Source organism: Streptomyces varsoviensis, assembly GCF_000718635.1.
GTDB lineage: Bacteria > Actinomycetota > Actinomycetes > Streptomycetales > Streptomycetaceae > Streptomyces > Streptomyces varsoviensis.
This window is the reverse complement of the sequence record NZ_JOBF01000015.1, coordinates 125,292-149,592: the sequence shown is the minus strand read 5'-3', so window position 1 is coordinate 149,592 and position 24,301 is coordinate 125,292. Positions and strand designations below refer to the sequence as shown.

26 protein-coding genes are annotated in these 24,301 nt (G+C 71.8%); 11 read left to right on the top strand and 15 right to left on the bottom strand.

Translation table 11 applies throughout. The annotated features are described in order from the left end of the window. Nucleotides 1-97 precede the first annotated feature (97 nt). From IF55_RS22655 to IF55_RS37495, 3 genes are read left to right on the top strand one after another with little or no spacing between them, the layout of a single operon-like run. Entirely contained in the window at nucleotides 98-937 is an 840-nt protein-coding gene (locus IF55_RS22655; protein WP_030883478.1) for a helix-turn-helix domain-containing protein, read from the top strand. After that, nucleotides 934-1,068 carry a DUF397 domain-containing protein gene (locus IF55_RS37500; protein ID WP_078644978.1) on the top strand — a complete coding sequence of 45 codons (135 nt, stop codon included), beginning with the start codon at nucleotides 934-936 and terminating at the stop codon, nucleotides 1,066-1,068. Before IF55_RS22655 ends, IF55_RS37500 begins: the two co-directional genes overlap by 4 nt. After that, nucleotides 1,026-1,202: a DUF397 domain-containing protein gene (locus IF55_RS37495; RefSeq protein ID WP_078644975.1), complete on the top strand. Its 177-nt coding sequence runs from the start codon at nucleotides 1,026-1,028 to the stop codon at nucleotides 1,200-1,202. Before IF55_RS37500 ends, IF55_RS37495 begins: the two co-directional genes overlap by 43 nt. A gap of 60 nt (nucleotides 1,203-1,262) precedes the next feature. Here IF55_RS37495 and IF55_RS22650 read toward each other — a convergent pair whose 3' ends face one another. The 10 genes from IF55_RS22650 to hisD all read right to left on the bottom strand — a co-directional run bounded on the left by IF55_RS22650 (nucleotide 1,263) and on the right by hisD (nucleotide 9,086). Further along, nucleotides 1,263-2,012 carry a GAF and ANTAR domain-containing protein gene (locus IF55_RS22650; protein ID WP_245661332.1) on the bottom strand — a complete coding sequence of 250 codons (750 nt, stop codon included), beginning with the start codon at nucleotides 2,010-2,012 and terminating at the stop codon, nucleotides 1,263-1,265. A 1-nt stretch (nucleotide 2,013) separates the two neighbouring features. Continuing rightward, a complete protein-coding gene (locus tag IF55_RS22645) occupies nucleotides 2,014-2,739 on the bottom strand; it encodes an ANTAR domain-containing protein (protein WP_245661330.1) in 726 nt (241 codons plus the stop codon). A gap of 404 nt (nucleotides 2,740-3,143) precedes the next feature. Continuing rightward, the gene (hisF, locus tag IF55_RS22640) at nucleotides 3,144-3,908 is read right to left on the bottom strand and encodes an imidazole glycerol phosphate synthase subunit HisF (protein ID WP_030883484.1); all 765 of its coding nucleotides are present in this window, start codon (nucleotides 3,906-3,908) and stop codon (nucleotides 3,144-3,146) included. 3 nt (nucleotides 3,909-3,911) lie between these two features. Next, nucleotides 3,912-4,313 carry a RidA family protein gene (locus tag IF55_RS22635; RefSeq protein ID WP_030883486.1) on the bottom strand — a complete coding sequence of 134 codons (402 nt, stop codon included), beginning with the start codon at nucleotides 4,311-4,313 and terminating at the stop codon, nucleotides 3,912-3,914. Beyond that, nucleotides 4,310-5,041 carry a bifunctional 1-(5-phosphoribosyl)-5-((5-phosphoribosylamino)methylideneamino)imidazole-4-carboxamide isomerase/phosphoribosylanthranilate isomerase PriA gene (priA, locus tag IF55_RS22630; RefSeq protein WP_030883489.1) on the bottom strand — a complete coding sequence of 244 codons (732 nt, stop codon included), beginning with the start codon at nucleotides 5,039-5,041 and terminating at the stop codon, nucleotides 4,310-4,312. The genes IF55_RS22635 and priA overlap by 4 nt, the downstream gene beginning before the upstream one ends. An 11-nt stretch (nucleotides 5,042-5,052) precedes the next feature. After that, nucleotides 5,053-5,697, bottom strand: a complete 645-nt coding sequence (gene hisH / locus IF55_RS22625) for an imidazole glycerol phosphate synthase subunit HisH (RefSeq protein ID WP_030883491.1) — start codon at nucleotides 5,695-5,697, stop codon at nucleotides 5,053-5,055. Next, on the bottom strand, nucleotides 5,697-5,864 hold the full coding sequence (locus IF55_RS39820; protein ID WP_030883492.1) for a hypothetical protein: 168 nt from the start codon (nucleotides 5,862-5,864) through the stop codon (nucleotides 5,697-5,699). Before IF55_RS39820 ends, hisH begins: the two co-directional genes overlap by 1 nt. Nucleotides 5,865-5,955: 91 nt before the next feature. Next, nucleotides 5,956-6,549: an imidazoleglycerol-phosphate dehydratase HisB gene (hisB, locus tag IF55_RS22615; RefSeq protein WP_030883493.1), complete on the bottom strand. Its 594-nt coding sequence runs from the start codon at nucleotides 6,547-6,549 to the stop codon at nucleotides 5,956-5,958. Beyond that, the gene (locus IF55_RS22610; protein ID WP_030883496.1) at nucleotides 6,546-7,724 is read right to left on the bottom strand and encodes a histidinol-phosphate transaminase; all 1,179 of its coding nucleotides are present in this window, start codon (nucleotides 7,722-7,724) and stop codon (nucleotides 6,546-6,548) included. Before IF55_RS22610 ends, hisB begins: the two co-directional genes overlap by 4 nt. A gap of 33 nt (nucleotides 7,725-7,757) precedes the next feature. After that, nucleotides 7,758-9,086 (bottom strand): histidinol dehydrogenase, encoded by a 1,329-nt coding sequence (gene hisD, locus IF55_RS22605; RefSeq protein ID WP_030883498.1) that lies wholly within the window; start codon nucleotides 9,084-9,086, stop codon nucleotides 7,758-7,760. Nucleotides 9,087-9,266: 180 nt separating this feature from the next. On the opposite strand from hisD, the gene IF55_RS22600 reads away from it, so the two are divergent. The 4 genes from IF55_RS22600 (at nucleotide 9,267) to IF55_RS41580 (ending at nucleotide 12,500) form a co-directional block, all read left to right on the top strand. Next, nucleotides 9,267-10,868: a hypothetical protein gene (locus IF55_RS22600; protein WP_030883500.1), complete on the top strand. Its 1,602-nt coding sequence runs from the start codon at nucleotides 9,267-9,269 to the stop codon at nucleotides 10,866-10,868. Nucleotides 10,869-11,008: 140 nt separating this feature from the next. Beyond that, nucleotides 11,009-11,749: an LON peptidase substrate-binding domain-containing protein gene (locus IF55_RS22595; protein ID WP_030883501.1), complete on the top strand. Its 741-nt coding sequence runs from the start codon at nucleotides 11,009-11,011 to the stop codon at nucleotides 11,747-11,749. Nucleotides 11,750-11,798: 49 nt separating this feature from the next. Then, nucleotides 11,799-12,296, top strand: coding sequence for a Cys-tRNA(Pro) deacylase (gene ybaK, locus IF55_RS22590; protein ID WP_030883504.1), 498 nt, complete (start codon nucleotides 11,799-11,801; stop codon nucleotides 12,294-12,296). 129 nt (nucleotides 12,297-12,425) lie between these two features. Further along, on the top strand, nucleotides 12,426-12,500 hold the full coding sequence (locus IF55_RS41580; protein WP_479200362.1) for a 50S ribosomal protein bL37: 75 nt from the start codon (nucleotides 12,426-12,428) through the stop codon (nucleotides 12,498-12,500). Between the two features lie 90 nt (nucleotides 12,501-12,590). Here IF55_RS41580 and IF55_RS22585 read toward each other — a convergent pair whose 3' ends face one another. The 4 genes from IF55_RS22585 to IF55_RS22570 form a co-directional block, all read right to left on the bottom strand. Beyond that, nucleotides 12,591-13,283, bottom strand: a complete 693-nt coding sequence (locus IF55_RS22585) for an ABC transporter permease (RefSeq protein ID WP_245661328.1) — start codon at nucleotides 13,281-13,283, stop codon at nucleotides 12,591-12,593. Beyond that, the gene (locus IF55_RS22580; RefSeq protein ID WP_078644973.1) at nucleotides 13,280-14,119 is read right to left on the bottom strand and encodes an ABC transporter permease; all 840 of its coding nucleotides are present in this window, start codon (nucleotides 14,117-14,119) and stop codon (nucleotides 13,280-13,282) included. Before IF55_RS22580 ends, IF55_RS22585 begins: the two co-directional genes overlap by 4 nt. A gap of 67 nt (nucleotides 14,120-14,186) precedes the next feature. Then, nucleotides 14,187-15,158: an ABC transporter ATP-binding protein gene (locus IF55_RS22575; protein ID WP_030883508.1), complete on the bottom strand. Its 972-nt coding sequence runs from the start codon at nucleotides 15,156-15,158 to the stop codon at nucleotides 14,187-14,189. 673 nt (nucleotides 15,159-15,831) lie between these two features. Beyond that, nucleotides 15,832-17,118, bottom strand: a complete 1,287-nt coding sequence (locus IF55_RS22570; protein ID WP_030883510.1) for an NYN domain-containing protein — start codon at nucleotides 17,116-17,118, stop codon at nucleotides 15,832-15,834. 255 nt (nucleotides 17,119-17,373) lie between these two features. Between IF55_RS22570 and IF55_RS39815 the strand changes: the two genes are divergently transcribed. Further along, nucleotides 17,374-17,547 (top strand): hypothetical protein, encoded by a 174-nt coding sequence (locus tag IF55_RS39815; protein WP_169767249.1) that lies wholly within the window; start codon nucleotides 17,374-17,376, stop codon nucleotides 17,545-17,547. A gap of 67 nt (nucleotides 17,548-17,614) precedes the next feature. Here the strand turns inward: IF55_RS39815 and dnaE are convergent, their stop codons facing one another. After that, nucleotides 17,615-21,157 carry a DNA polymerase III subunit alpha gene (gene dnaE, locus IF55_RS22560; protein WP_030883511.1) on the bottom strand — a complete coding sequence of 1,181 codons (3,543 nt, stop codon included), beginning with the start codon at nucleotides 21,155-21,157 and terminating at the stop codon, nucleotides 17,615-17,617. A gap of 159 nt (nucleotides 21,158-21,316) precedes the next feature. Between dnaE and IF55_RS22555 the strand changes: the two genes are divergently transcribed. The 3 genes from IF55_RS22555 (at nucleotide 21,317) to IF55_RS22545 (ending at nucleotide 24,281) form a co-directional block, all read left to right on the top strand. Beyond that, entirely contained in the window at nucleotides 21,317-22,690 is a 1,374-nt protein-coding gene (locus tag IF55_RS22555; RefSeq protein WP_030883512.1) for a DUF2252 domain-containing protein, read from the top strand. A gap of 50 nt (nucleotides 22,691-22,740) precedes the next feature. After that, a complete protein-coding gene (locus tag IF55_RS22550) occupies nucleotides 22,741-23,379 on the top strand; it encodes a hypothetical protein (protein WP_030883513.1) in 639 nt (212 codons plus the stop codon). Between the two features lie 80 nt (nucleotides 23,380-23,459). Next, a complete protein-coding gene (locus IF55_RS22545; RefSeq protein WP_030883514.1) occupies nucleotides 23,460-24,281 on the top strand; it encodes a thioredoxin domain-containing protein in 822 nt (273 codons plus the stop codon). Nucleotides 24,282-24,301 lie beyond the last annotated feature (20 nt).

The following is a 24,301-nucleotide window of genomic DNA, read 5'->3' as shown; positions in this document are numbered from 1 at the left end:
TCCTCTCCGTAGCGGCTCAGCCACTGAGGGGTTCAGAGTGGCCTGAATACGGGGACTCTTCAACTAATCGGGGAAGAAGGAAGGGACGGCCGGCACCATGGTCAATCGCAAGGAACTGAACCCCGAGGGCAGCCCGCGAGAAGCGTACGGAGCCCATGTCCGCAGGCGGCGGGAGGATCACGGGTGGAGCCAGGAAGATCTGGCGGCAAAGACGGAGTACTCCAGCCAGCACGTGTCGGCCGTCGAAACTGGCCGGAAACCGCCAACTCTCCCGTTCTCGCGCCAGCTTGATATCGCCTTCGGCACCGCCGACTCCGCCGATTCGTTCGAGCGCGAGTGGCGGGACATTCGGCACAGCGCGTTGCTGGAGGGCTTCCCGGAGTACGTCGCGTACGAGGGCCGAGCGGTGGAGATCCGTCTGTTCGACATCGGCCTCATCCCCGGCCTCCTCCAGACGCCGGAGTACGCGCAGACGCTGGCGGAGAGCCATGTGCGACGCGGGACGATTTCGCCTGAGCACGCGGCTGAGCGTGTCTCGTTCCTCGCGGAGCGTCAGGCAGCTCTGGAACGGCTGCGCCCTCCGACCATGCTGGTCGTGATGGACGAGAGCTGCATCAGGCATTGGGTCGGTGGGGCGAAGGTCATGGGCGATCAGATGCGCCGCCTGGTCGAGTTCGCCGAACTTCCCAACACAGTGCTACAGATTTCGCCCTTCGACATAGGGGCACGGCGACCGTTCTATCTGCCGGTCAATCTGCTGACATTGCCGGACCGGACCGTTGTCGCGTACGCGGAATCCCAAGCTCAAGGGCACCTCGACCGGGAAAGCGCTTCGGTGCTACCCATGTTGAGGTCCTACCATCACCTTCAGGCCGAGGCGCTGTCCCAGGCGGCGTCCGTAGACCTGATCAACCAGACGCGAAAGGGCACCCTGTGACGTCCACCGATTTCGACACCCACGGCATCGTCCCCATCCGCGACAGCAAAACCCCCCACGGCCCCGTGGTCACCGTCTCGCCCACCGCGTGGAGCGCCTTCGTCGCCTTCACCACCGGACGCGACGCCTGACCCCAACGAAAGGGCACGACACCCACGGCATCGTCCCCATCCGCGACAGCAAAACCCCCCACGGCCCCGTGGTCACCGTCTCGCCCACCGCGTGGAGCGCCTTCGTCGCCTTCACCGCCGGACGCGACGCCTGAGCAACCCAGAAGAGCCGCGCACCCGCCGCCCCACCCGGGGAGACGAGTACGCGGCTCTCCTCACGTGGCGCGGTTGAAGGTGCCGGCGGGCAGGCGGCGGGTGAGGACGGCCTGGGCGAGATCGGAGAGGGACTGGTCCTCCGCGGCGGCATGGGCGCGCAGGCGCAGGAGGGCTTCTTCCAGGGAGATGCCGAGTTCGGCGGCGAGGAATCCGGTGGCCTGGTGGACTTCGGCGCGGTACAGCCGCAGGCCGGTCGGTTCGTCCGCGCCGGCCTGGTCGCTGTGCAGGAGGAGGAGGAGGAGCCTGCGCCCCAGGCGGTGCAGACCGCGCAGTTGGGCGGTGGTGAGGGGGCCGGGGGTGGTGCGGTAGCCGGCGAGCACACCGATGAGGGCGGCGCCGAGCCGCAGTGGCTGGGCGACGACGGCACGGAGCGGGGTGCGGGAAGCGGCGGGCAGGAAGAGGGGCCAGCGGTGCGGGTCGGTGACCAGCACGTCCGGCTCGTGCAGCAGGCGGCCGTGCCGCGCGGCCTCCAGGGTGGGGCCGTCGCCCAGGGTGTACTGGAGGGTCTCCAGATCGGTGCCGAGCCCGCTCTCCGGGTCGCCCCACAGCAGTTCGAGGTGCCCGTCATGAGCACAGATACTCAAGGTGAGGGCGTCCAGGCCGAGCAGCCGGGCGGCGCCCGGAGCGAGTAGGTCTCCCGGACCTTGTCCGTCGCGCGCGGCCCACTCGACGCGCGCCAGGAAGGCGGCCGGGCCATCGTCGGGTAATGGGGTGCCGTCCATGGCGTCATCCCATTCGTCGCGTGGCATGTCAGCGTGTGGTGTCGAGTTCGACCGGTACGACCCCTCGCGCCACCTCGGCGGCCAGTTCGGTGAGTTTCAGTTGCCGGCCGCGGGCGTGGTGGCGCAGCCGGGCGAACGCCTCTTCCACGTCGATGGCCAGTCTGGAGGAGATGACGCCTTTGGCCTGTTCGATCACGATGCGGGATTCCAGGGCCGTCTCCAGTTGGTTGATGAGCTCGTCCTTGCTGCGCAGCGTCTGCCGGTGGTGCAGGGAGCTGCCGGCGGCGTCGGCCAGCACCTGCGCCAGGCGTAACTCCTCCCGCGTCGGTACGCGCCCGGCGCTCATCAAGTTGAGGGCTCCGAGCCCGTGCTGCGGAGTGCGCAGGGGCACGGCGGCGACGCTGGTGATACCGGCGCTCAGCGCGCGGGGCGAGAAGCGAGGCCAGAGCTGGTGGCCGGGGTAGGTGGCGCGCAGCAGGACAGGGGCCAGCGGGGCGCCGGTGCGGGCGGCGTCCAGGCAGGGACCTTCGCCGAGTTCGATCTGGTCTTCCTCCAGATGCCTGCACGCCTCGTCGGAGGCGGTGAGATAGTCGACCTCGCCGGCCTCGTCGAGGATGGTGACCCCGGCCGAGCGCAGGCCCAGCAGGCTGACCGTGTGCGTCGTCAGATCATGCAGCAGTTCCAGGATGTCGAAACCGTCCGTACGCGAGGCCAGATCGAGCACGCTCTGGGCCGCGAGGACATCACGCGACATAACAGACATGGAAAATCCGTTCCGGCGCCTCTCGATTCACGTGAACGAGCGAGGGCCGGGCCCGTGGGGAATGCACCGCGAGGCGCGCCGAAGCAGGGCTGGCTACAGAGCCAAAGTTGCCCGATGACGGATGGCTCCGGGCGCCTCGATTCGCGTCTGCCCGTCGGAGCCGCCGCTGTGGCCAGTTCCACCTCGCCGGGGCGACTCACGGTGCACTGCTCAGCGTAGCCCCACCGACCGGTGGAACACCGGACCCGGAGCCGACGATTCAGCCATTCGTCACACGGGCCGCGGGAAAGGCGCTCCGGCATGTGCCCGCCCTGTGGGGCGACAGCACGGCCGACTCGGCCGCCACCCGCCCCGTGGGCGACAGCGCGGCCGAACCAGAGGCCCGGCCCCGACCGTCAGCGAACCGGCTGGCCGGCCGTTCGCAGCGCGTCCTTGACCTCACCGATGCGCAGGTCGCCGAAGTGGAAGACGGAGGCGGCCAGGACCGCGTCGGCGCCCGCCGCGACCGCCGGGGCGAAGTGTTCGAGGCGGCCCGCGCCGCCGCTGGCGATGACCGGGGTGGTGACGTGGCGGCGTACGGCCGCGATCATCTCCGTGTCGTAGCCGTCCTTGGTGCCGTCGGCGTCCATGGCGTTGAGGAGGATCTCCCCCGCCCCCAACTCCGCCGCGCGGTGCGCCCATTCGACGGCGTCGAGGCCCGTACCGCGGCGGCCGCCGTGGGTGGTGACCTCGAAGCCGGACGCGGTGCCCGCGTCGGTGCGGCGGGCGTCGACGGAGAGGACGAGGACCTGGCTGCCGAACCGTTCGGCGATCTCCCGGATCAGCTCGGGCCGCTCGATGGCGGCGGTGGCGACGCCGACCTTGTCGGCTCCGGCGCGCAGCAGTTTGTCGACATCGTCGGCGGTGCGGACGCCGCCGCCGACCGTCAGCGGGATGAAGACCTGCTCGGCGGTGCGGCGCACCACGTCGTAGGTGGTCTCGCGGTTGCCGGAGGAGGCGGTGATGTCGAGGAACGTCAGCTCGTCGGCGCCCTCCTCGCCGTAGATCTTGGCCATCTCCACGGGGTCGCCCGCGTCGCGCAGGTTCTGGAAGTTGACGCCCTTGACCACCCGGCCGCCGTCCACGTCCAGGCAGGGGATCACTCGGACCGCGAGGGTCATGGTTCAGGCTCCTCGGAATGCTTCCACTTCGACCTCGACGACCATGCGGGAGTCGACGAAGCCGGATACGACGATCATCGAGGCGGCCGGCCGGACCGCGTCGAACAGTTCCTTGTGGGCACGGCCCACGGCGTCCACGTCACGGGCGTGGGTGAGGTACATCCGGGTCCGTACCACGTCGGCGGGGCCGAGGCCGAACTTCTCCAGCGCCTCGAAGGCCACCCCGAAAGCGGCGCGGGCCTGCTCGTACGGGTCGCCCTCGTGCGCTATGGCGCCGTCCACGACCGAGGTACAGCCGGACACCAGCACCAGTCCGCTGCCGAGCCGCACGGCCCGCGAGTATCCGAAGGCTTCCTCATAAGGCGAATGGGAACTCACGCGCTGTACGGGCTCGGGTGCGGTCATACGGACACAGCCTCCAACGCTTCTTCCAAGGTGAACGCCTTGGCGTAAAGGGCCTTGCCGACGATGGCGCCTTCGACCCCCTGCGGTACCAGCGTGGCGAGCGCGCGCAGGTCGTCAAGGGAGGAGACGCCGCCGGAGGCGACGACGGGCTTGTCGGTGGCGGCGCACACGTTGCGCAGCAGCTCCAGGTTGGGGCCCTGGAGCGTGCCGTCCTTGGCGATGTCGGTGACGACGTAGCGGGCGCAGCCCTCGGAGTCGAGGCGCGCCAGGGTCTCGTACAGGTCGCCGCCGTCCCGGGTCCAGCCGCGCCCGCGCAAGGTGGTGCCGCGCACGTCGAGGCCGACGGCGATGCGGTCCCCGTGCTCGGCGATGATCCGGGCGACCCACTCCGGGGTCTCCAGGGCGGCGGTGCCGAGGTTGACGCGGGTGCAGCCGGTGGCGAGGGCCGCGGCGAGCGAGGCGTCGTCGCGGATGCCGCCGGACAGCTCGACCTTGATGTCCATGGCCTGCGCGACCTCGGCGATCCGGTCCCGGTTGTCGCCGGTGCCGAAGGCCGCGTCGAGGTCCACCAGATGCAGCCACTCGGCGCCCGCCCGCTGCCAGGCGAGCGCCGCCGCCAGGGGGTCGCCGTAGGTCGTCTCGGAGCCGGACTCGCCGTGTACGAGGCGGACGGCCTGGCCGTCGCGGACGTCGACGGCGGGGAGGAGTTCGAGGCGGTTGGAGCTCATGGAGGCAGGTCCTAGAGGGTCTTGAGCCAATTGCTCAGCAGCGTGGCTCCGGCGTCGCCGGACTTCTCGGGGTGGAACTGGGTGGCCCACAGCGGGCCGTTCTCGACCGCGGCGACGAACGGTTCCCCGTGCGTCGCCCACGTGACCTTCGGGGGGTCGATGTGGTCGTTGGAGATCTCGAAGCCCCACTCGCGCACCGCGTAGGAGTGCACGAAGTAGTAGTACACGCCCGCGTCCAGGCCCTCGAACAGCCGGGAGCCCTCGGCCGGTTCGACGGTGTTCCAGCCCATGTGCGGCACGACGGGCGCTTTGAGCGGTTCCACGACGCCGGGCCACTCGTCCAGGCCCTCGGTCTCCACGCCGTGCTCGATGCCGCGCTGGAAGAGGATCTGCATGCCGACGCAGATGCCCATGACCGGGCGGCCCCCGGCGAGACGGCGGCCGACGATCCAGTCGCCGCGGGCCTCGCGGAGCCCCGCCATGCAGGCGGCGAACGCGCCGACGCCGGGCACCAGGAGCCCGTCTGCGTTCATCGCCCGGTCGTAGTCACGGGTGATCTCGACGTCCGCGCCGACGTGCGCGAGGGCCCGCTCGGCAGAGCGTACGTTGCCGAATCCGTAGTCGAAGACGACGACCTTTTTGGGGGAGGTCTGCATCAGTCCCAGACTCCTTGCAGCCGCATCACGCCCGCGACCAGGCACATCACGGTGCCGATCGAGAGGAGCACGATGAGGCTCATCGACATCTTCTGCTTCCAGAAGGAGTAGACGCCGCCGGCGAGGAAGAGCCCCACGACGATCAGAATGGTGGACAGGCCGTTCACAGTGCTGCTTCTCCGTTCGCTTCTCCGCCCACGCGGCGCAAAGGTGCGGCCATCGCGATCGTCCGCGGCCCGGTGGCCGCGTGTGCCTCGCTCACAGTGCGCCCTTCGTGGAGGGGAGGATTCCGGCGGCCCGCGGGTCGCGTTCCGCCGCGTACCGCAGGGCTCGGGCCAGCGCCTTGAACTGGCACTCCACGATGTGGTGCGCGTTGCGCCCGTACGGCACGTGGACGTGCAGCGCGACCTGGGCCTGGGCGACGAAGGACTCCAGGATGTGCCGGGTCATCGTCGTGTCGTACGTGCCGATCATCGGCGCGATGTTCTCGGGCTCCGTGTGCACCAGGTAGGGGCGGCCGGAGAGGTCGACGGTGACCTGGGCGAGGGATTCGTCCAGCGGCACTGTGCAGTTGCCGAAGCGGTAGATGCCCACCTTGTCGCCGAGCGCCTGCCGGAAGGCGGCGCCGAGCGCGAGGGCGGTGTCCTCGATGGTGTGGTGGGTGTCGATGTGCAGGTCGCCGTCGGTCTTGACCTTGAGGTCGAAGAGGCCGTGGCGGCCGAGCTGGTCGAGCATGTGGTCGTAGAAGCCGACCCCGGTCGAGACGTCCACCCGGCCCGTGCCGTCGAGGTCGATCTCGACGAGGACCGAGGTCTCCTTGGTGGTGCGCTCCACGCGCCCGACGCGACTCATCGCTTGGTCTCCTTCGTGGTGCGGCCCTGCGTGGTACCGCGGTCCTTGAAAAGCGTGCGCACCGCGTCCAGGAACGCGTCGTTCTCCGCCGGGGTGCCGGCCGTGACCCGCAGCCATCCCGGCACGCCGTTGTCGCGGACGAGGACGCCCTGGTCGAGGATGGCCTGCCAGGCGGCCTGCGCGCCGCCCTCGCCGTCGAACAGGCCGAACTGCACGAAGTTGGCGTCCGAGTCGGTGACCTGGCAGCCGATGGCGCGCAACTCGGTGACCAGGCGGTCGCGTTCGGACTTGAGCTGCCGTACGTACCCGAGCAGCGTATCGGTGTGCTCCAGGGCGGCCAGCGCGGTGGCCTGCGTGACGGAGGACAGGTGGTACGGCAGGCGGACGAGCTGGACGGCGTCGACCACGGCGGGGTCGGCGGCGAGATAGCCCAGGCGCAGCCCGGCGGCGCCGAACGCCTTGGACATGGTGCGGGAGACGACGAGGTTGGGGCGGCCCTCGATGAGCGGGAGCAGCGAGGGGCGGTGGCTGAACTCGCCGTACGCCTCGTCGACGACGACGAGCGCGCCGCGCCCGCCGCGGGCCTCCTGGGCGGCGTCGTGCAGCCGCAGCACGGCCTCCGCGTCGACGGCGGTGCCGGTGGGGTTGTTGGGCGAGCAGACGAAGACCACGTCGGGGCGGCGCTCGGCGATGGTCCGCACGGCCGCGTCGGCGTCGATGGTGAAGTCGTCGTGGCGGGGGCCGGAGATCCAGCCCGTGCCCGTGCCGCGCGAGATGAGCGCGTGCATCGAGTACGAGGGCTCGAAGCCGATCGCCGTGCGGCCGGGCCCGGCGAAGGTCTGGAGCAACTGCTGGATGATCTCGTTGGAGCCGTTGGCCGCCCACACGTTCTCGGTGGCGACGGCGTGCCCCGCGGTGCGCGTGAGGTACGCGGCGAGTTCGCGGCGCAGCAGGGCGGCGTCCCGGTCGGGGTAGCGGTTGAGGGCGCGGGCGGCCTCGGCGACACGCTCGGCGATCCGCTCGACCAGCGGTTCGGGCAGCGGGTACGGGCTCTCGTTGGTGTTCAGCCGTACGGGCACGTCGAGCTGGGGCGCCCCGTACGGGGACTTGCCGCGCAGCTCGTCCCGGATGGGGAGGTCGTCGATCCGGGCCGGAGGCGGAGTGGGGTCGTCGATCCGGGCCGGAGGCGGAGTGGGGTTGCCGGTCACTTACTCGGGCACCTTCCAGTCGAACCTCGCCTTGAGCGCGGCTCCGTGTGCGGGCAGGTCCTCGGCTTCGGCGAGCGTCACCACATGGCGGGTGACCTCGGCGAGCGCGTCGCGGGTGTAGTCCACGACATGGATGCCGCGCAGGAAGGACTGGACGGACAGGCCGGAGGAGTGGCAGGCGCAGCCGCCGGTGGGCAGCACGTGGTTGGAGCCGGCGCAGTAGTCGCCGAGGGAGACGGGCGCGTACGGGCCGACGAAGACGGCGCCCGCGTTGCGGACCCGGGCCGCGACCTCGGCCGCGTTCTCCGTCTGGATCTCCAGGTGCTCGGCGGCGTACGCGTCGACGACGGCGAGGCCGTGGTCGAGGGAGTCGACGAGGACGATCCCGGACTGGCGGCCGGCCAGCGCCTCGGTGATCCGCTCCCGGTGCTTGGTGGCCGCGACCTGCGTGGCCAGCGCGGCCTCGACGGCCTCGGCGAGCGGTTCGGAGGGCGTGACGAGGACGGCGGCGGCCAGCGTGTCGTGCTCGGCCTGGCTGATCAGGTCGGCGGCGACGTGAGAGGCGTCGGCGGTGTCGTCGGCGAGGATGGCGATCTCGGTCGGCCCGGCCTCGGCGTCGATGCCGATACGGCCCTTGAGCAGGCGCTTGGCGGCAGCCACCCAGATGTTGCCGGGGCCCGTGACGAGCTGGGCGGGGCGGCACTCCTCGGTGCCGTACGCGAACATCGCGACGGCCTGGGCGCCGCCCGCCGCGTACACCTCGTCCACACCGAGCAGCGCGCACGCGGCGAGGATCGTCGGGTGCGGCAGGCCGCCGAAGTCCTTCTGCGGCGGGGAGGACACCGCGAGCGAGGCGACGCCGGCCTCCTGGGCGGGCACGACGTTCATGACGACGGACGAGGGGTAGACGGCGTTGCCGCCCGGCACGTACAGGCCGACGCGCTCGACGGGGACCCAGCGCTCCGTGACGGTGCCGCCGGGCACGACCTTGACGGTCGCGTCGGTGCGGCGCTGTTCGCGGTGGACGAGGCGGGCGCGCCGGATGGACTCCTCCAGGGCGGCCCGTACGTCCGGATCGAGGCCGTCCAGGGCGCGGGCCAGGGCCTCGGCGGGCACCCGGACCCGGTCGATCCGCACGCCGTCGAACCGCTCCGCGTAGTCGATCAGCGCCGCGGTGCCCCGATGATGCACGTCCTCGCAGATGGGCCGCACCTTCTCCAGGGCGGCCTCGACGTCGAGTTCGGCTCGGGGCAGCAGGTCGCGGTCGATGCCGGCGGCGGGGGAACCCTCGGCCGCGGCGGCGCCGCGCAGATCGATTCGGGAGATCACACGGTCAATTGTCGCAGACCGGCTCCCGCGGCCGACGCCCCGTATCACGCACTGATATGTCCACGACTCACGCACTGATATGTCCGCGACGAGTTCTCCCTGACGCCACGCGTTCAAGCAGTCACTCAGCGGGAATGGGGTGCCGTACAGGCGTACGGCGAATCCAGAGGGGGTGTGGCCATGTCCGAGCCGCCCAGCGAGCCGCCCGCCGGACTCGAACTCACCACGGCCGAATGGGGCATGTGGCAGGCGTTCCGCAACGGCAGCACCCACGACCTGCGCACCCCTCACCCCGAACAGAACGACCCCGTCGGCCCGCACGCCTGGGGCCCCGAGCGCACGGTGCGGGCGCGGGTCATCGCGCTGCTCATGCTCAACGGCCCGCCCGCGCAGCCCGGCCGGGTCTCCTCGCTGAAGCTGATCGGCGCGCAGATCAGCGGCGTCCTCAACCTCTCCGGCGGCACGGTCGTCCCGTACGTCGAGATGCAGAACTGCCGGTTCGAGGAGCAGATCCTGCTGCCCGAGTCCCGCTTCACCACACTCCGCCTGATCGGCTGCTCCATCCCCCGGCTGGAGGCGGCGCGGCTGACCACCGAGGGCGATCTGCACCTCGCGCGCTGCACGGTCGAGAACGGCATCCGCCTCACCGACGCCCACATAGGCACCGACCTGCTCCTCAACCAGATGACCGTGCACAAGGACCGGCACGACCGGTCCATCGCCGCGGACGGGCTGACCGTCGCACAAGACCTTCAGGCCGAGATGATGGAGTCGTACGGCGAGCTGAGCCTGCGCGGCGCGCAGATCGGCGTCTCGCTGAGCTTCCGCGGCTCCCGGCTCAACAACCCCTTCGGGCGGCGCGCCCTCAACGCCCCGCAGCTCACCGTCGAGCGGACCCTCTACATGACGGCCGCCGGACTGACCGGCGCCTCCCCCTTCAGCACGGGCACCACCCCGCCGTACGGCATCCCCGTCACCCCCGAGCGCGGCACGCGCATGCAGCCCTTCGAGTGCCAGGGCGGGGTGCGGCTCGACGACGGGCGGTTCGGCGACGCCATCGACTTCAGCCAGGCGCGGTTCGTCATGGAGACCGAACAGGAACTGTCGCTGCGCCGCATCCAGACGCCCGAGCTGCGCTTCCTCGGCGAGGCGCAGCAGCGCGGCCGGGTCGTCCTCTCCGGCGCCAAGGTCGGCAACCTCATCGACCGGGCGTCGAGCTGGCCGGGCCCGGGCGGCCTGGTGATGGCCGGATTCGCCTACGAGACCCTGATCCCGCACGGCCACTTCCCGCTCTCGCGGCGGCTGGAGTGGGTGGCGGCGGCCACCCCGGAGTACGCGCCCGAGCCGTACGAGCAGTTGGCGGGGGCGCTGCGCAGCAGCGGCGAGGACGCGGACGCGCGGGAGGCGCTGCTCGCCAAGCAGCGCCGCCGCCGCGAGACGCTGCCGCTCGCCGGGAAGGTGTGGGGCTACCTCCAGGACTGGACGGTCGCCTACGGCTACAAGCCCGGCCGCGCCCTCATATGGATGGCCGTGCTGTGGGCGCTCGGCGCGCTGTACTTCTCCCTCAACCCGCCCGACGCCCTCGTACGCGGCCAGGCCCCGCACTGGAACGCGCCGCTGTACGCCCTGGACCTGCTGCTGCCCGTCATCGAGCTGGGCCAGGACACGTACTGGAAACCCATGGGCGTCGCCCAGTGGGCGGCCACCGCGCTGACCCTGCTCGGCTGGATACTCGCCACCACGGTGGCCGCCGGAGCGACCCGCTTGCTGCGGCGCCAGTGAGCTCGCTCGCTGCGCCGCCAGTGAACTCGCTCGCTGCGCCGCCGGTGACCGGCGGAAGCGACGGCTCGGAGCGGCCTGCTCGCTGCGCCGCCAGTGAACGGCGGACGCGATGGCTCCGGCGGCTATTAGGCTTGCGGGCTGTGACCACCGCGCGCCTTCCGCTCTTCCCGTTGAACTCGGTGCTGTTCCCGGGCCTCGTGATGCCCCTGAACGTCTTCGAGCAGCGGTACCGCGCGCTCATGCGCGACCTGGCCGACCTCCCCGAGGACGAACCCCGCCGCTTCGGGGTCGTCGCCATCCGCGACGGCCGCGAGGTCGCGTTCAGCGCGCCGGGCCTGCCGGACGAGACGGGCCGGCTGGAGCGCGGCCCCGCGGCCGGCTTCGGAACCGACCCGATGAACGCCTTCTACACGGTCGGCTGCGCCGCCGACGCCGCCACCATCCGGGAGCGCGCCGACGGCTCGTACGAGGTCCTGGCCACCGGCACCACCCGCTTCCGGCTGCTCTCCGTCGACGCCGGCGGCCCGTACCTGACGGGCGAGGTCGAGGAGGTCGAGGAGGAGGAAGGCGACGGCGCCGGAGCGCTCGCCTCCGGCGTCATACGGGCCTTCCGCACGTACCAGAAGCGGCTGGCCGGAGCGCGCGAACGGTCCCTGTCCGGCGAGACGGACCTGCCGGACGAGCCCGCGGTCCTCTCGTACCTCGTCGCCGCCGCCGCGGTGCTGGACACCCCCACCAAGCAGCGGCTGCTCCAGGCCCCGGACACCGCGTCGCGGCTGGCGGAGGAGCTGAAGGTGCTGCGGGCGGAGGCGGCGGTCATCGGTAAGCTCCCGTCGGTGCCGGCCGTGGAACTGACGCGACGGCCGACGAGCCCGAACTGAGGTCAGCCCTTATCTCGTACCGCGTACCACGGAGAGCCCGGAGAGCCCGGTGAAGAAGACCAAGAAGCAGCAGTCCGGCGGCACGCCCGCCACCGTCGCCCTCACCGCCGCCGGAACCCCCTTCACGCTGCACGCGTACGAGCACGACCCCGCCGCCGCGTCCTACGGCGAGGAGGCCGCGCAGGCCCTCGGCGTCGACCCCGGCCAGGTCTTCAAGACCCTCGTCGCCGAGGTGGACGGGGCGCTGACGGTCGCCGTCGTGCCGGTCTCCGGCTCCCTGGACCTCAAGGCCCTGGCCTCGGCGGTGGGCGGCAAGCGCGCCGCGATGGCCGACCCGGCCGCCGCCGAACGCACCACCGGCTACGTACGGGGCGGCATCTCGCCCCTGGGCCAGCGCAAGAAGCTCCCGACCGCGCTGGACGCGTCCGCGAGCACGTACCCCACCATCTGCGTCTCGGCCGGGCGGCGGGGCCTGGAGGTCGAGCTGGCTCCGGACGACCTGGCGGCGCTCACGGGCGCGGTGGTCGCGCCGATCGCGCGCGCTTGAAGCGCAGCGACGGGACTTTCGCAGCGCTTCGGCCGGCTGAACCGACGGTTCCTCTGGACCGGCGCGGCCCCTTCCGCTAGGACCGAGGAGCGGGCCGCCGCACGGGCGCCCGCCCAGGGAGGGCCGCCCATGTCCAAGCGCACCCGCAAGCGCCGCTGGCGCATCAAGAAGAACCGCTCCAACCACGGAAAGCGCCCCGCGTAGGGCACCGCCGCCGGGGCCGGAGAACGCCCGGCCCGTGCCCCGGAGGCCGGGTCACGGGCCGGGGATGCGGCTCTGGGGGCCGTACGTGCGTCAGTCGCCGTCCTGGAGGGGTGGGACCGGGTCCGGCCACTGGGGTTCGGGCTCCGGGTCGCGGGGGCCGAAGAGGGCGGTGAGCACGAGGTGGACGACCATGGCCGCGAAGGGCCAGGCCAGCAGCGCGCCCTTGGCGCTGAGCTTGAGGGGGGCGTCGAAGACCACGCCCTTGCCGGCCGAACGGGCGGCGGCCACGATGTCGGTGTCCGGGCCGAGCCAGATGCCGAGCCGCCAGGCGATCACGGAGGCGAGCAGCCCGCCGATCGCGAGCCCGATGACCAGGGCGATGCCGCCGCGGCGGCGGAGCCAGAAGACGACGGCGGAGCTGAGGACGCCGAAGCCCAGCGCCAGCAGCACGAAGGTGCCGTCCATGCCGATGGCCTGCTCGCCCTCGGGGTCCTTGAGGTAGACGGCCCGCTCGTCGGAGACGAGTGGCATGCGCGGCGCGAGCCAGAGCCACAGCAGCCCCAGCAGCACCCCCGCCACCGCCACGGCCACCGCGACCACCGCCGCCTGCCGCAGCTCGCGGGCCAGACCCGGCTGCTCCGCCGGCTCGTCCTGCGGGTGCGCGCCCCCGGCCGGGGGCTGTTCGGGCGGCTGCTCGTGCGGCGTCAACGGTGCGGTCACCCCGTCATCGTGCCAGGTCGGCGGCGTGCCGTCGGCGGCAGGACGGTTCCCCCGGCGCGTCATCGCACCGCCGCCCGGCGGTACGCCCAGGTCGCGGCGGCCAGCGACACCACGCCGACCGCGGCGCAGACCCCCAGATCCGCGGCGACCGCGAGCCAGTCGGGGCGCGCGTCGAAGCAGCGGGCGAGCGCCTCGACGCCGTAGGTGGAGGGCAGCAGGTCGCGTGCGAGACCGAGCACGGCGGGCAGATGGGCGGCCGGGAGCACGCCGAGCAGCAGGGCGGCGGACATCCCCAACTGCCCGCAGAGCGTGGCCAGTTCCTGGCGCGGGGCGAGCAGCCCGAGCGCCGCGCCGAGCCCGGCGAGGGCCGCGCCGGAGAGCGGGATCACGGCGACGAGCACCCACAGGTGGGTCAGCGGCAGCTTGAAGAGCACGCTGCCGGCGACGGCGGTGACGGCCGTACCGGGCACCGTGAAGGAGGCGTACGCGGCGGCCGCGCCCAGCACCACGGCGGCGGGCGGCACCGGCAGCGTGGCGTAGTGGTCGAGGCCGCCCCCGGCCCGTAGCTGGCCGAAGTACTGCGCGAGCAGGTTGAGCGCGACGAACGCGACGACCAGCACGCTGGAGCCCGCGACGACGGCGCGCGCCTCGTCGCCGCCGTCGACCACGCCGCGCATCAGGATCATGATCCCGACCGACTGGAAGGTGGCGACGAAGAGCAGCGGGATGCGGGCGACGCGGGCCCGCGAGAGCTGCGCCCGGTAGACGGCGGCGAGCGACGGCAGCAGGCGGGCCCGCGGGGCGAGCGGAGCGGCCTCGCCGCCGCCTCGCGGACGCGGCTCGGCCTCCGGCCCGGTCCGGACCCCTCCGGTCACCGCCTCGGCGGACACGGCACTCACGTTGCGCTGCTCCCCTTCGCTACGGACCGCTCGGCGGCGGCGCCCGGCCCCTGTGTCGTCCGGCGGCTCACCCCTTGACCAGCCCCTCCGCCCGGCCGCCGAGGGCCAGGTACACGTCCTCCAGGCTGGGCGTGGCGAGCGTGAAGTCGTCGAGGGCCGAGAAGGCGGGGCCGCCGGTCACGGCGGCGACGGCGGCACGGGCCTCGGCCGGGCCGAGCCGCAGCGTCCAGCGGCGGCCCGCCTCGGTGGCGCCGGCGCGCAGGGCGGCCACCTCCGGCACGTCGAGCGGGGGCGCGTCGCGCCAGACCAGTTCCACGCGCACCTCGTCGGCGACGAGCGCCTTGAGCCCGGCGGGCGTGTCGCAGGCGATGATCCGGCCGCGCTCCAGCACGGCGACCCGGTCGAGCACGGTCTCGGCCTCGATGACGTTGTGGGTGACGAGCAGCACGGTGGTGCCGTGCTCGGCGCGGCGGCGGTCGACAGCGGCCCAGACGGCCCGGCGGGCGACGGGGTCCATGCCGGTGGTGGGCTCGTCGAGTACGAGCATGGGCCGCTCCCCCACCAGGGCGGCGGCGAAGCACGCGAGCCGGCGCTGGCCTCCGGAGAGCTTCTTCAGGGGGCGGCCGGCGATGGGGGCGAGGCCGAGTTCGTCGAGGACGGCGTCGCGCTCGGCGCGGGCCGTGCGCAGGTCCAGACCGCGCAGCCGGCCGGTGGTCTCGGCGGCGAGGGCGACGGTCAGCTCGTCCAGCGCGCTGGACTCCTGGCCGAGGTAGCCGATGAGGCGGGCGGCGCGCTCGGGGTGGCGGACCAGGTCGTGGCCGAGGAGTTCGACGCTGCCGCCGTCGGGCCGCAGCAGGCCGGTGAGCTGCCGGACGAGGGTGGACTTGCCGGCACCGTTCGGGCCGAGCAGCCCGAAGATCTCACCGCGCCGCACGTCGAGGTCGACGCCGTCGCTGGCCCGCACGGCGGGGGCGCCCTCCGCTCCGCGGCGGCGGCGCGCGGCGGGATAGGTCTTGACCAGGCCGCGCACGGTGCACACCGCGTCGCCCGCCACCTCACCGCCGGAGCCCCGCTCCGCCACTCTCGCGCCCGTCCTCACGAACTACGAGGGTACGCGCCCACCCACCCCACCCCACCCGCGGGTCCACCCCCGCCACCCCGCTCCGCGGTTCCGCTGCCGCCCAACGTGAGCCACGGGGGGGAGGGTGCGCGTATGCCCGCGCCGCCCCCGGGCCCCCTCGCGCCTGGGGGCGCGCCGTGTGCCCGCGACACCCCGACCCCCTCGCGCCGGGGGCGCGCGCCGTACGCCCACGCCCGCCCCGGACGGCCCTTGCGCCCCGGGGGAGCGCCGTATGCCCGCGCCCCGGCGCCCACGTGCCCGGGGTCGTACCCCCACCGCCCCGCGCCGCCGGGGCCGCACCACATGCCCGCGCCCGGCCCGCCGCTCTGCCGCAGACCGCAGGTCAAAGGCCGTCCCGCCCGTGACGGGCGCGCCGCTCTACCGCCGGCGGCAGGCCGCACGGGCAGGGCCGGAGGCCCGTCTGTCTGCGGCGGGCGCGCCGCGCCGGGTCGTTTCCCCGCAGCGGCAGCCGCCGACGCCTCGCGGGACACCCGCGGCGCCCCAGGCCGCAGGCCAAAGGCCGTCCCGCCCACGCCGGGCGCGTCGCTCTGCCGCCGGCCGCAGGCCAATGGCCGGTGGGGCCGGCTGGGGGTCAGTCGCCGGCCGGTGAGTGCTCGGCGGCGGTGTGGGAGTCGAGTTCGCGCCAGAACCCGGCGCGAATGGCGTAGCGGTCGTGTTCGTCGATTTGGTCGTCTTTGTGGGCGAGGAGGCCGAAGCGGGCGGCGTAGCGCAGGAGTTCGCCGTCGATGCGGTGCGGGATGCGGGGGTATTCGGTGGAGATGAGCTGGAGGTGGCCGGTGTCGGAGAGCCGCTCCGTCCAGCGGCGCGCGAAGACCTGGCCGACCTCGAAGGGGTCGCCGCCGACGGTGGTGATGTCCTCTTCCCTGTCGGCCCAGCGCTGCTCGGCGCTGGTGAGCTGGGCGAGCGTCGGCAGGGCCGCGGTCTCGGACGGTTCGCCGCCGCCGGGGCCGGAGCCCCGTTCGACCCAGCCTTTGTCGGAGGACCAGCGGAGGGTGGCGCTGGGCACCGGGTGCTGGGCCGGCGGTGGAGAGCCGGAGCCGCGCCCGGGGCCGAGGCCGGCCAGGTCCTTGGGGGTGGGCACCCCCTTGCCGCCGGCCGGCTCGGCGGCCGCGGCGGGGTCCGGCCGGGACCGGGGGTCACCGTCGGCGGGCCCGGCCGGCGGCCCGGAGCCGTTGCGCTGCGGGGGCCGCTCGACGACCGTGCCGTTGCCGGAGACGGCGGCCGCGGCGGCCGTCTCGGGCAACGGCGCGGAGAGGATGGCGGCGATCTCCGGGCGCGGCACGGGCGGCGGGGCGCACGCCCCGCTGAGCTCCTTGGTCCGTACGGCCCTGGTGATCCACGTACGGTCCAGGACGCGCCGTTCGTCGGCCTCGGCGACGAGGTCCTCGGACTGGTTGTAGTCGCCGTCGGCGGCCTGGAGGGCCCACAGGTGGACGGCGACGCCGTGCTCCTTGGCCGACATGAGGCCCGGCAGCAGGTCGCCGTCGCCGGTGACGAGCACGATGTCGGAGCAGGCGCGGTTGCGGGCCAGCTCCGTGAGCTCGGCGTGCATCGCGGCGTCCACCCCCTTCTGCGCCCACCGCCCGTCGCTGCGGGTCAGCGCGCCCAGCCGCACCGTGACGCGCGGCATGACGCGCAGCCGCCGGTGCTCCGGCTGCGGCACCCGGTCGGGCGCGCCGTCGAACCAGTAGATGCGCAGGAGGGGTTGTGCGGTCTCGGCCTCCGCGCGCTCCCGCAGCCCTTGGATGAGGGTCGCGTGGTCCACGGTGATGCGTGATCGCGCCGGCTCCCCGGCGAGCAGGCTCGCGGCGGCGCCCAGCAGATAGCCGGCGTCCACCAGGACGACGCAGCGGTCCACGTTCCACCCTCTTTCCTGGAGTCCAGACGTTCGGTCGCCCCCCGGTACAGCGGTGCCCCGGTGCTTTTCCTTCGGCTTTCCTTCGAGTCTGCCCGACCGCGCCGGGGTTATCAGCGGGAACTCGATCATCGGCGTGGCGGAAATCACTTGCGTCAGGCAATTAACTACTTCACTCACGGTAATTGCCCGAAATGCGGTGCGCTACGGGCCATGCCACGGTGATTTCGGGGGGCGACCCCGACTGGAGGCATGGCGATGAGCAAGCATAAGAACCGCGACCGCAACAAGCACCAGGCGCGCGGCGCGGCGGAGCGCGGCGCGGAGGAGTCGAAGAACACCTCCATGGAGGCCCAGTCCGAGCAGATGCGGACCCAGGGCCCGACGAACATGGCTCACAAGGGGCGCGAGCGCCGGTTCGGCCACAACTGACCGGACGCACAGAGCGCGCGAGGGGCGCACCCGGCATCGGGTGCGCCCCTCTTTGCCGCGTCGCTCGCTACCCGGCCAGGCAGGCCGGGCCCAGCAGCACCTTGAGGTCCCCGAAGAGCGCGGGGTCCGGGTTGACCCGGTGCCGGTCGAGCCGCAGGACGGTGTTCTTGCGCGCGCCCAGGAGCTTGATCCGCACCTCGGTGGAGCCGCGGTGGTGGCTGAGCACCTGGCCGAGCTTCTCCACCAGCGGCGGGGTGACCTTCACCGTGGGGATGGTGATGAGCACGGGCGCGTTGGTCCCGGCGTTCGAGAGGTCGGGGACCATCATCTCCATGGCGACCAGGCGCGGGATGTCCTCGCGCTTGTCGAGGCGGCCCTTGACGAAGACGACGGTGTCCTCGACGAGCTGGGTGGAGACGAGCTGGTACGTGGCCGGGAAGAACATGCACTCGATGGAGCCGGCCAGGTCCTCGACGGTGGCGATCGCCCAGGCGTTGCCCTGCTTGGTCATCTTGCGCTGGAGGCCGGAGATGATGCCGCCGATGGTGACGATCGAGCCGTCGGAGTAGTCGCCGCCGGTGAGCTGCCCGATGCCCGCGTCGGCCTTGTCCGACAGGACGTGCTCCAGGCCGAAGAGCGGGTGGTCGGAGACGTACAGGCCGAGCATCTCGCGCTCCTGCGCGAGCAGGTAGGACTTCTCCCACTCGATGTCGGAGAACTCCACGTCGAGCCCGAAGCCCGGCCCGTCGTCGGCCGCGTCGTCGCCCATGCCGCCGAAGAGGTCGAACTGCCCCTCGGCCTCCTTGCGCTTGACCTGCACCACGTTGTCGATCATCGACTCGTAGTGGGCGGTCAGGCCCTTGCGGGTGTGGCCCATGGTGTCGAAGGCGCCCGCCTTGATCAGCGATTCGGTGGTGCGCTTGTTGCAGGCGGCGGCCTCGACCTTGTCCAGGTAGTCCGGGAAGGAGAGGTACTTCCCCTTCGCCTTGCGGGACCGGATGATCGACTCGACGACGTTGGTGCCGACGTTGCGGACGGCCTCCAGGCCGAAGAGGATCACGTCCTCGCCCTGGGCGGCGAAGTTGTGCACGGACTCGTTGACGTTCGGCGGGAGCACCTTGATGCCCATGCGGCGGCACTCGTTCAGATAGACGGCCGACTTGTCCTTGTCGTCCTTGACCGAGGTGAGCAGCGCCGCCATGTACTCGGCGGGGTAGTTCGCCTTGAGGTAGGCGGTCCAGTAGGTGACCAGCCCGTACGCGGAGGAGTGGGCCTTGTTGAAGGCGTAGCCGGCGAACGGCACCAGGACGTCCCACAGCGCCTGGATCGCGGCGTCCGAGTAGCCCTTCTTCTTGGCGCCCGCCTGGAAGAGGACGAAGTTCTTCTCCAGCTCCTCCGGCTTCTTCTTGCCCATCACGCGGCGCAGGATGTCGGCCTCGCCGAGCGAGTACCCGGCGATGATCTGGGCGGCCTTCTGCACCTGCTCCTGGTACACGATGAGGCCGTAGGTCAGACCCAGGGTCTCCTTCAGCGGCTCTTCGAGCTCCGGGTGGATAGGGGTGATCTCCTGGCGGCCGTTCTTCCGCTCCGCGTAGTTGATGTGCGAGTTCATGCCCATCGGGCCCGGCCGGTAGAGGGCCGAGACGGCGGAGATGTCCTCGAAGTTGTCGGGCTGCATCTGGCGCAGCAGCGAGCGCATCGGGCCGCCGTCGAACTGGAAGACGCCGAGCGTGTCGCCGCGGCAGAGCAGCTCGAAGGTCTTGGGGTCGTCCAGCGGGAGGTCGAGCATCTCCAGGTCGATGCCCTTGTTGGCCTTCACCATCTTGACGGCGTCGTCCATGATCGTGAGGTTGCGCAGGCCCAGGAAGTCCATCTTGAGCAGGCCGAGCGACTCGCACTGGGGGTAGTCCCACTGCGTGATCGTGACACCGTCGGTGTGCCGCGTCCAGAGCGGGGCGTGGTCGACGATGGGCTCGCTGGACATGATCACGCCGGCCGCGTGCACGCCCATCTGCCGGACCAGGCCCTCGACGCCCTTCGCGGTGTCGATGACCTTCTTGACGTCCGGCTCGTTCTCGTACATCCCCCGGATCTCGCCCGCCTCGCTGTAGCGGGGGTGCTTGGGGTCGGTGATGCCGCTGAGGTCGATGCCCTTGCCGAGGACGTCGGCGGGCATGGCCTTGGTGAGCCGGTCGCCCATCGCGTACGGATATCCGAGCACGCGCGCGGAGTCCTTGATGGCGTTCTTCGCCTTGATCTTTCCGTACGTGCCGATCATGGCGACCTTGTCGGCGCCGTATTTCTCGGTCACGTACCGGATCACCTCGACGCGCCTGCGCTCGTCGAAGTCGATGTCGACATCGGGCATGGAGACGCGCTCGGGGTTGAGGAACCGCTCGAAGATCAGCCCGTGGGTGATCGGGTCGAGGTCGGTGATGCCCATGGCGTACGCGACGATCGAGCCGGCCGCGGAGCCGCGGCCCGGGCCCACCGCGATGCCGTTGTTCTTGGCCCACATGATGAAGTCGGCGACGACGAGGAAGTACCCCGGGAACCCCATCTGGATGATGACGTCCATCTCGTACTCCGCCTGCTTCTGGCGGTCCTCGGGGACGCCGCCCGGGTAGCGGCGCGCCATGCCGACCCGGACCTCCTCCTGGAACCAGGTGACCTCGGTGAACCCCTCCGGGATCTCGAACTTCGGCATGAGGTCGCGCTTCTCGAACATGCCGGTCGTGTCGATCATGTCGGCGATCAGCCGGGTGTTGCTGCACCCCTCCTGCCAGGCGTCCGAGGAGTCGATGGCGTACATCTCCTCCGTGGACTTCAGGTAGTAGCCGGTGCCGTCGAAGCGGAAGCGGTCGGGGTCGGAGAGGTTCTTGCCGGTCTGGATGCACAGCAGCGCGTCGTGGGCCGTGGACTCGTGCGCGTACGTGTAGTGCGAGTCGTTGGTGACCAGCGGCGGGATGCCCAGCTCCTTGCCGATCTTGAGCAGGTCCTCGCGGACCCGGCGCTCGATGTCGATGCCGTGGTCCATCAGCTCCAGGAAATACCGCTCCTTGCCGAAGATGTCCTGGTACTCCCCGGCCGCCTTGCGCGCCTCCTCGTACTGACCGAGCCGCAGCCTGGTCTGGAGCTCGCCGGAGGGGCAGCCGGTGGAGGCGATCAGCCCCTCCGACCACTGGGCGAGGGTCTCCTTGTCCATCCGGGGCCACTTCTGGAGCCAGCCCTCCGCGTACGCGTCCGAGGAGAGGCGGAAGAGGTTGTGCAGCCCCGTGCTGTTGGCCGCCCAGATCGTCTTATGCGTATAACCACCCGAACCGGACACGTCGTCGCGCTTCTGGTGCGGCTGGCCCCACTGCACCTTGCGCTTGTTGCGCCGCGACTCCGGCGCCACGTACGCCTCGATCCCGATGATCGGCGTCACCCCCGCCTTCTGGGCGGAGTGGAAGAAGTCGTACGCGCCGTGCAGATTGCCGTGGTCGGACATGGCGATGTGCGTCATGCCCATCTCATTGCACGCGTTGAACATGTCCTTCAGCCGCGCGGCGCCGTCCAGCAGCGAGTACTGGGTGTGCACGTGCAGGTGCGTGAAGGGCGGCTTGGACACGGTGGCGGACCTCCGGCGAACGGTCGACGACGGCTTGAGGAGACGGCTACGAAGTCTACGACGGCCCACCGACAACGACGGGGCACTCGTCGGCGGCCTCGCGCGTTGGAGGCGGTGGGGCGGACGCCCCGGTGCGCGACAACCCAGGAGGACCCAGCGATGGCGACCGAGCAGGACCGGGCCACGCGGCGCGGCGAGGAGATACTCGCCGTTTTCCAGACCGCCTTCGGCGAACTTCTCGCGGCCGACCCGGCCGCCTTCCGGGTCAAGTTCCGGAAGATGGCCGCCTCGGCCTTCGCCTTCTACCGGGGTACGGCCTGCCTGTTCTACAACGACCTGGCCGCAGGCCCCGATGGCGCAGTCGGCGCGACCGGTGCGGCCGGCGACGACGGGGGCGCGTATCTGGACGAGCGGACGAGCCGGGTGTGGGTGCACGGCGACCTGCACGCCGAGAACTTCGGCACGTACATGGACGCCAACGGCCGCCTGGTCTTCAACGTCAACGACTTCGACGAGGCGTACGTGGGCCCCTTCACCTGGGACCTCAAGCGCTTCGCCGCCTCCATCGCGCTGATCGGCTACTCCAAGGCGCTCAGCGACGAGCAGATCGGCGAGCTGGTGGGCGTCTACGCCGCCGCGTACCGGGCCCGCGTCCACGACCTGGCGACCGGCGCCAAGGATGACGAGGTGCCGCCGTTCACCCTGGACACCGCCGAGGGACCGCTGCTGGGCGCGCTGCGCGACGCGCGGGCCCGTACCCGGTTCGCGCTGCTCGACTCGATGACCGAGATCCGCGACCACGAGCGCCGCTTTTCGGCCGGCGGCGGCACGATCGAGCTGGACGCGGCGGACCGCTACAAGGTCCTCGCGGCCTTCGACGGCTATCTGGAGACGCTCCCGGAGTCCTCCCTGGCCCGGCCCGACTCCTACCGCGTCAAGGACGTCGTCGGCCGCCGGGGCATCGGCATAGGGAGCGCCGGCCTGCCCTCGTACAACATCCTCCTGGAGGGCAACAGCGACGCCCTGGAGAACGATGTCGTCATCTACATGAAGCGGGCCCAGACCCCGGCCGTCTCCCGGCACATCACCGACCGGGCGGTGCGCGACTACTTCGAGCACGAGGGCCACCGCACGGTCATCTCCCAGCGCGCCCTCCAGGCGCACGCCGACCCCTGGCTCGGCTGGACGGAACTGGAGGGCGACGGCAACCGGTGGGGCCAGCTCGTCGCCGAGGTGTCGCCCTACGCGGTGGACCTGGACTGGTCGGACATCGACGACCCGGCCGAGATCGCCGCCGTCGTCGCGGACCTGGGCCGGGCCACCGCCGCCATGCACGCGGCCGCCGACGACCAGAGCGGCCACTCCCTGGTGCCCTTCTCCACCGAGCGCGCGATCGACGCCGTCATCGCCGCCGACGAGGACGGCTTCGCCGAGCTGCTGACCGGCTTCGCACACTCCTACGGGGCGCGGGCGCGGGCCGACCACCAGATCTTCGTGGACCTCTTCCGCAACGGCCGCATCCCCGGCCTCTGACAGGTTCTCCTTAAGCGGCCCCTACCGCCGCTCATGACAGACTCCGTTCGATGGACATTTCAGCGGTACGACTGCGGGCACTGCGCGCGGCGCTCTTCACGGCGCTGTGCGTACTGCTGTCCGCGACGACCCATGTCCTGCTCTCCGGCGCCCCGCTGCCGGTGGCGACCGTCGCCGCGCTGTCGGCCGCCGTCTTCGTGATCGCCTACGCGCTGGCCGGGCGGGAGCGCGGCTACGGGCACATCGCCGCCCTCCTCGTCCCCCTGGAGCTGGCGGCCGACGCCGTCTTCACCACGGGACAGGAGACCTGCCACGGTCAGCCCGGCGCCGCCCGTACCGGCGGGGCGCTGGTCCTGCTCTGCGGCGGGGGCGACGTCGGCTCGCCGCTGCCGAGCGTCCCGGACGCCTCGGCGGCCTGCTGGCTGCTGCTCGCCGCCCACCTGGGGCTCGGGCTGCTGGGCGCGGCCTGGCTGCGGCGCGGCGAGGCCGCCCTGGGCCAACTGCTGCGGGCCGCGGCCGTGGCCGCGTTCCGTCCGCTGCTGCTCGCCCTCGCCGCGCTCGCCACCTCGGCCACCCCCGTACGGGCCGCCGTGCGCCGCGTCGCGCGCCGCACCCCACCCGCCCGTACGCACCCTCTGCTCGTGCACTCGGTCGTCCGCCGGGGACCGCCTCTCCCCGCGTTCGCCTGAGCCATCCGGTCCACCGGCCGCCGAGCGACCAGCCGGCCGGTCCGCGGACGACCGTCACACGACGCAGAGAGAGCACCCTCATGAGCAACCGCAACAGCCACCAGAACAAGCAGGCCGCCCGCGAGCGGCTGCGCGCCGAACGCGAGCGCCAGGCCAAGAAGGACAAGACCCGCCGCCGGCTCGTCGTCGGCGGCTCGGTCGTCGCGGTGCTGGCCGTCGCCGCCGGCATCGGGATCGCCGCCACGCAGCTCGGCGGCAGCGGCGGCAAGAGCAGCAACGCGTCCTGGGACGCGGCCGCGAAGCAGACGCTGGTCGAGCCCGCGAACACCGCGGGCAAGGGCGGCACCGACATCGTCGTCGGCGACCCGAAGGCCAAGCACACCCTGGACATCTACCAGGACATGCGCTGCCCGATCTGCTCGGTCTTCGAGCAGAACGTCGGCGACACGATCCAGAAGGACGTCAAGGACGGCAAGTACAAGGTCACGTACCACATCGGCACGTTCCTCGACCGGAACATGGGCGGGACCGGGTCGAAGAACGCGCTCAGCGCGATCGGGGCCGCCGTCAACGTCAGCCCGGAGGCGTTCGTCGCCTACAACCAGGCGCTGTACTCCAAGGCGAACCACCCCGAGGAGACCCAGGACAAGTTCGCCGACGACGACTACCTGCTGAAGATCGCGCAGCAGGTCCCGGCCCTCAAGGACAACGCCGAGTTCAAGAAGAACGTCACCAAGGGCACCTTCGACAAGTGGGCGCTGAACGTCTCCGAGACGTTCGACAACGCCAAGGACGTCACCGGGACGCCGACCCTCAAGTTCGACGGCGAGAAGCTGAAGAAGGGCGACGGCGTGCCGATGACCCCGGCGGACTTCGAGTCGGCCCTGAAGGCCCGTCTCTGAGCCGGCTCCGATACGGACCC

What these genes read in the sequence shown, in the direction of transcription:
- IF55_RS22655 (WP_030883478.1), top strand. Translation starts at nt 98, where the DNA reads ATGGTCAATCGCAAGGAACTGAACCCCGAGGGCAGCCCGCGAGAAGCG.
- IF55_RS22650 (WP_245661332.1), bottom strand. Translation starts at nt 2,012, where the DNA reads ATGCCACGCGACGAATGGGATGACGCCATGGACGGCACCCCATTACCC.
- IF55_RS22645 (WP_245661330.1), bottom strand. Translation starts at nt 2,739, where the DNA reads ATGTCGCGTGATGTCCTCGCGGCCCAGAGCGTGCTCGATCTGGCCTCG.
- hisF (WP_030883484.1), bottom strand. Translation starts at nt 3,908, where the DNA reads ATGACCCTCGCGGTCCGAGTGATCCCCTGCCTGGACGTGGACGGCGGC.
- IF55_RS22635 (WP_030883486.1), bottom strand. Translation starts at nt 4,313, where the DNA reads ATGACCGCACCCGAGCCCGTACAGCGCGTGAGTTCCCATTCGCCTTAT.
- priA (WP_030883489.1), bottom strand. Translation starts at nt 5,041, where the DNA reads ATGAGCTCCAACCGCCTCGAACTCCTCCCCGCCGTCGACGTCCGCGAC.
- hisH (WP_030883491.1), bottom strand. Translation starts at nt 5,697, where the DNA reads ATGCAGACCTCCCCCAAAAAGGTCGTCGTCTTCGACTACGGATTCGGC.
- hisB (WP_030883493.1), bottom strand. Translation starts at nt 6,549, where the DNA reads ATGAGTCGCGTCGGGCGCGTGGAGCGCACCACCAAGGAGACCTCGGTC.
- IF55_RS22600 (WP_030883500.1), top strand. Translation starts at nt 9,267, where the DNA reads ATGTCCGAGCCGCCCAGCGAGCCGCCCGCCGGACTCGAACTCACCACG.
- IF55_RS22585 (WP_245661328.1), bottom strand. Translation starts at nt 13,283, where the DNA reads ATGACGCGCCGGGGGAACCGTCCTGCCGCCGACGGCACGCCGCCGACC.
- IF55_RS39815 (WP_169767249.1), top strand. Translation starts at nt 17,374, where the DNA reads ATGAGCAAGCATAAGAACCGCGACCGCAACAAGCACCAGGCGCGCGGC.
- IF55_RS22555 (WP_030883512.1), top strand. Translation starts at nt 21,317, where the DNA reads ATGGCGACCGAGCAGGACCGGGCCACGCGGCGCGGCGAGGAGATACTC.
- IF55_RS22550 (WP_030883513.1), top strand. Translation starts at nt 22,741, where the DNA reads ATGGACATTTCAGCGGTACGACTGCGGGCACTGCGCGCGGCGCTCTTC.
- IF55_RS22545 (WP_030883514.1), top strand. Translation starts at nt 23,460, where the DNA reads ATGAGCAACCGCAACAGCCACCAGAACAAGCAGGCCGCCCGCGAGCGG.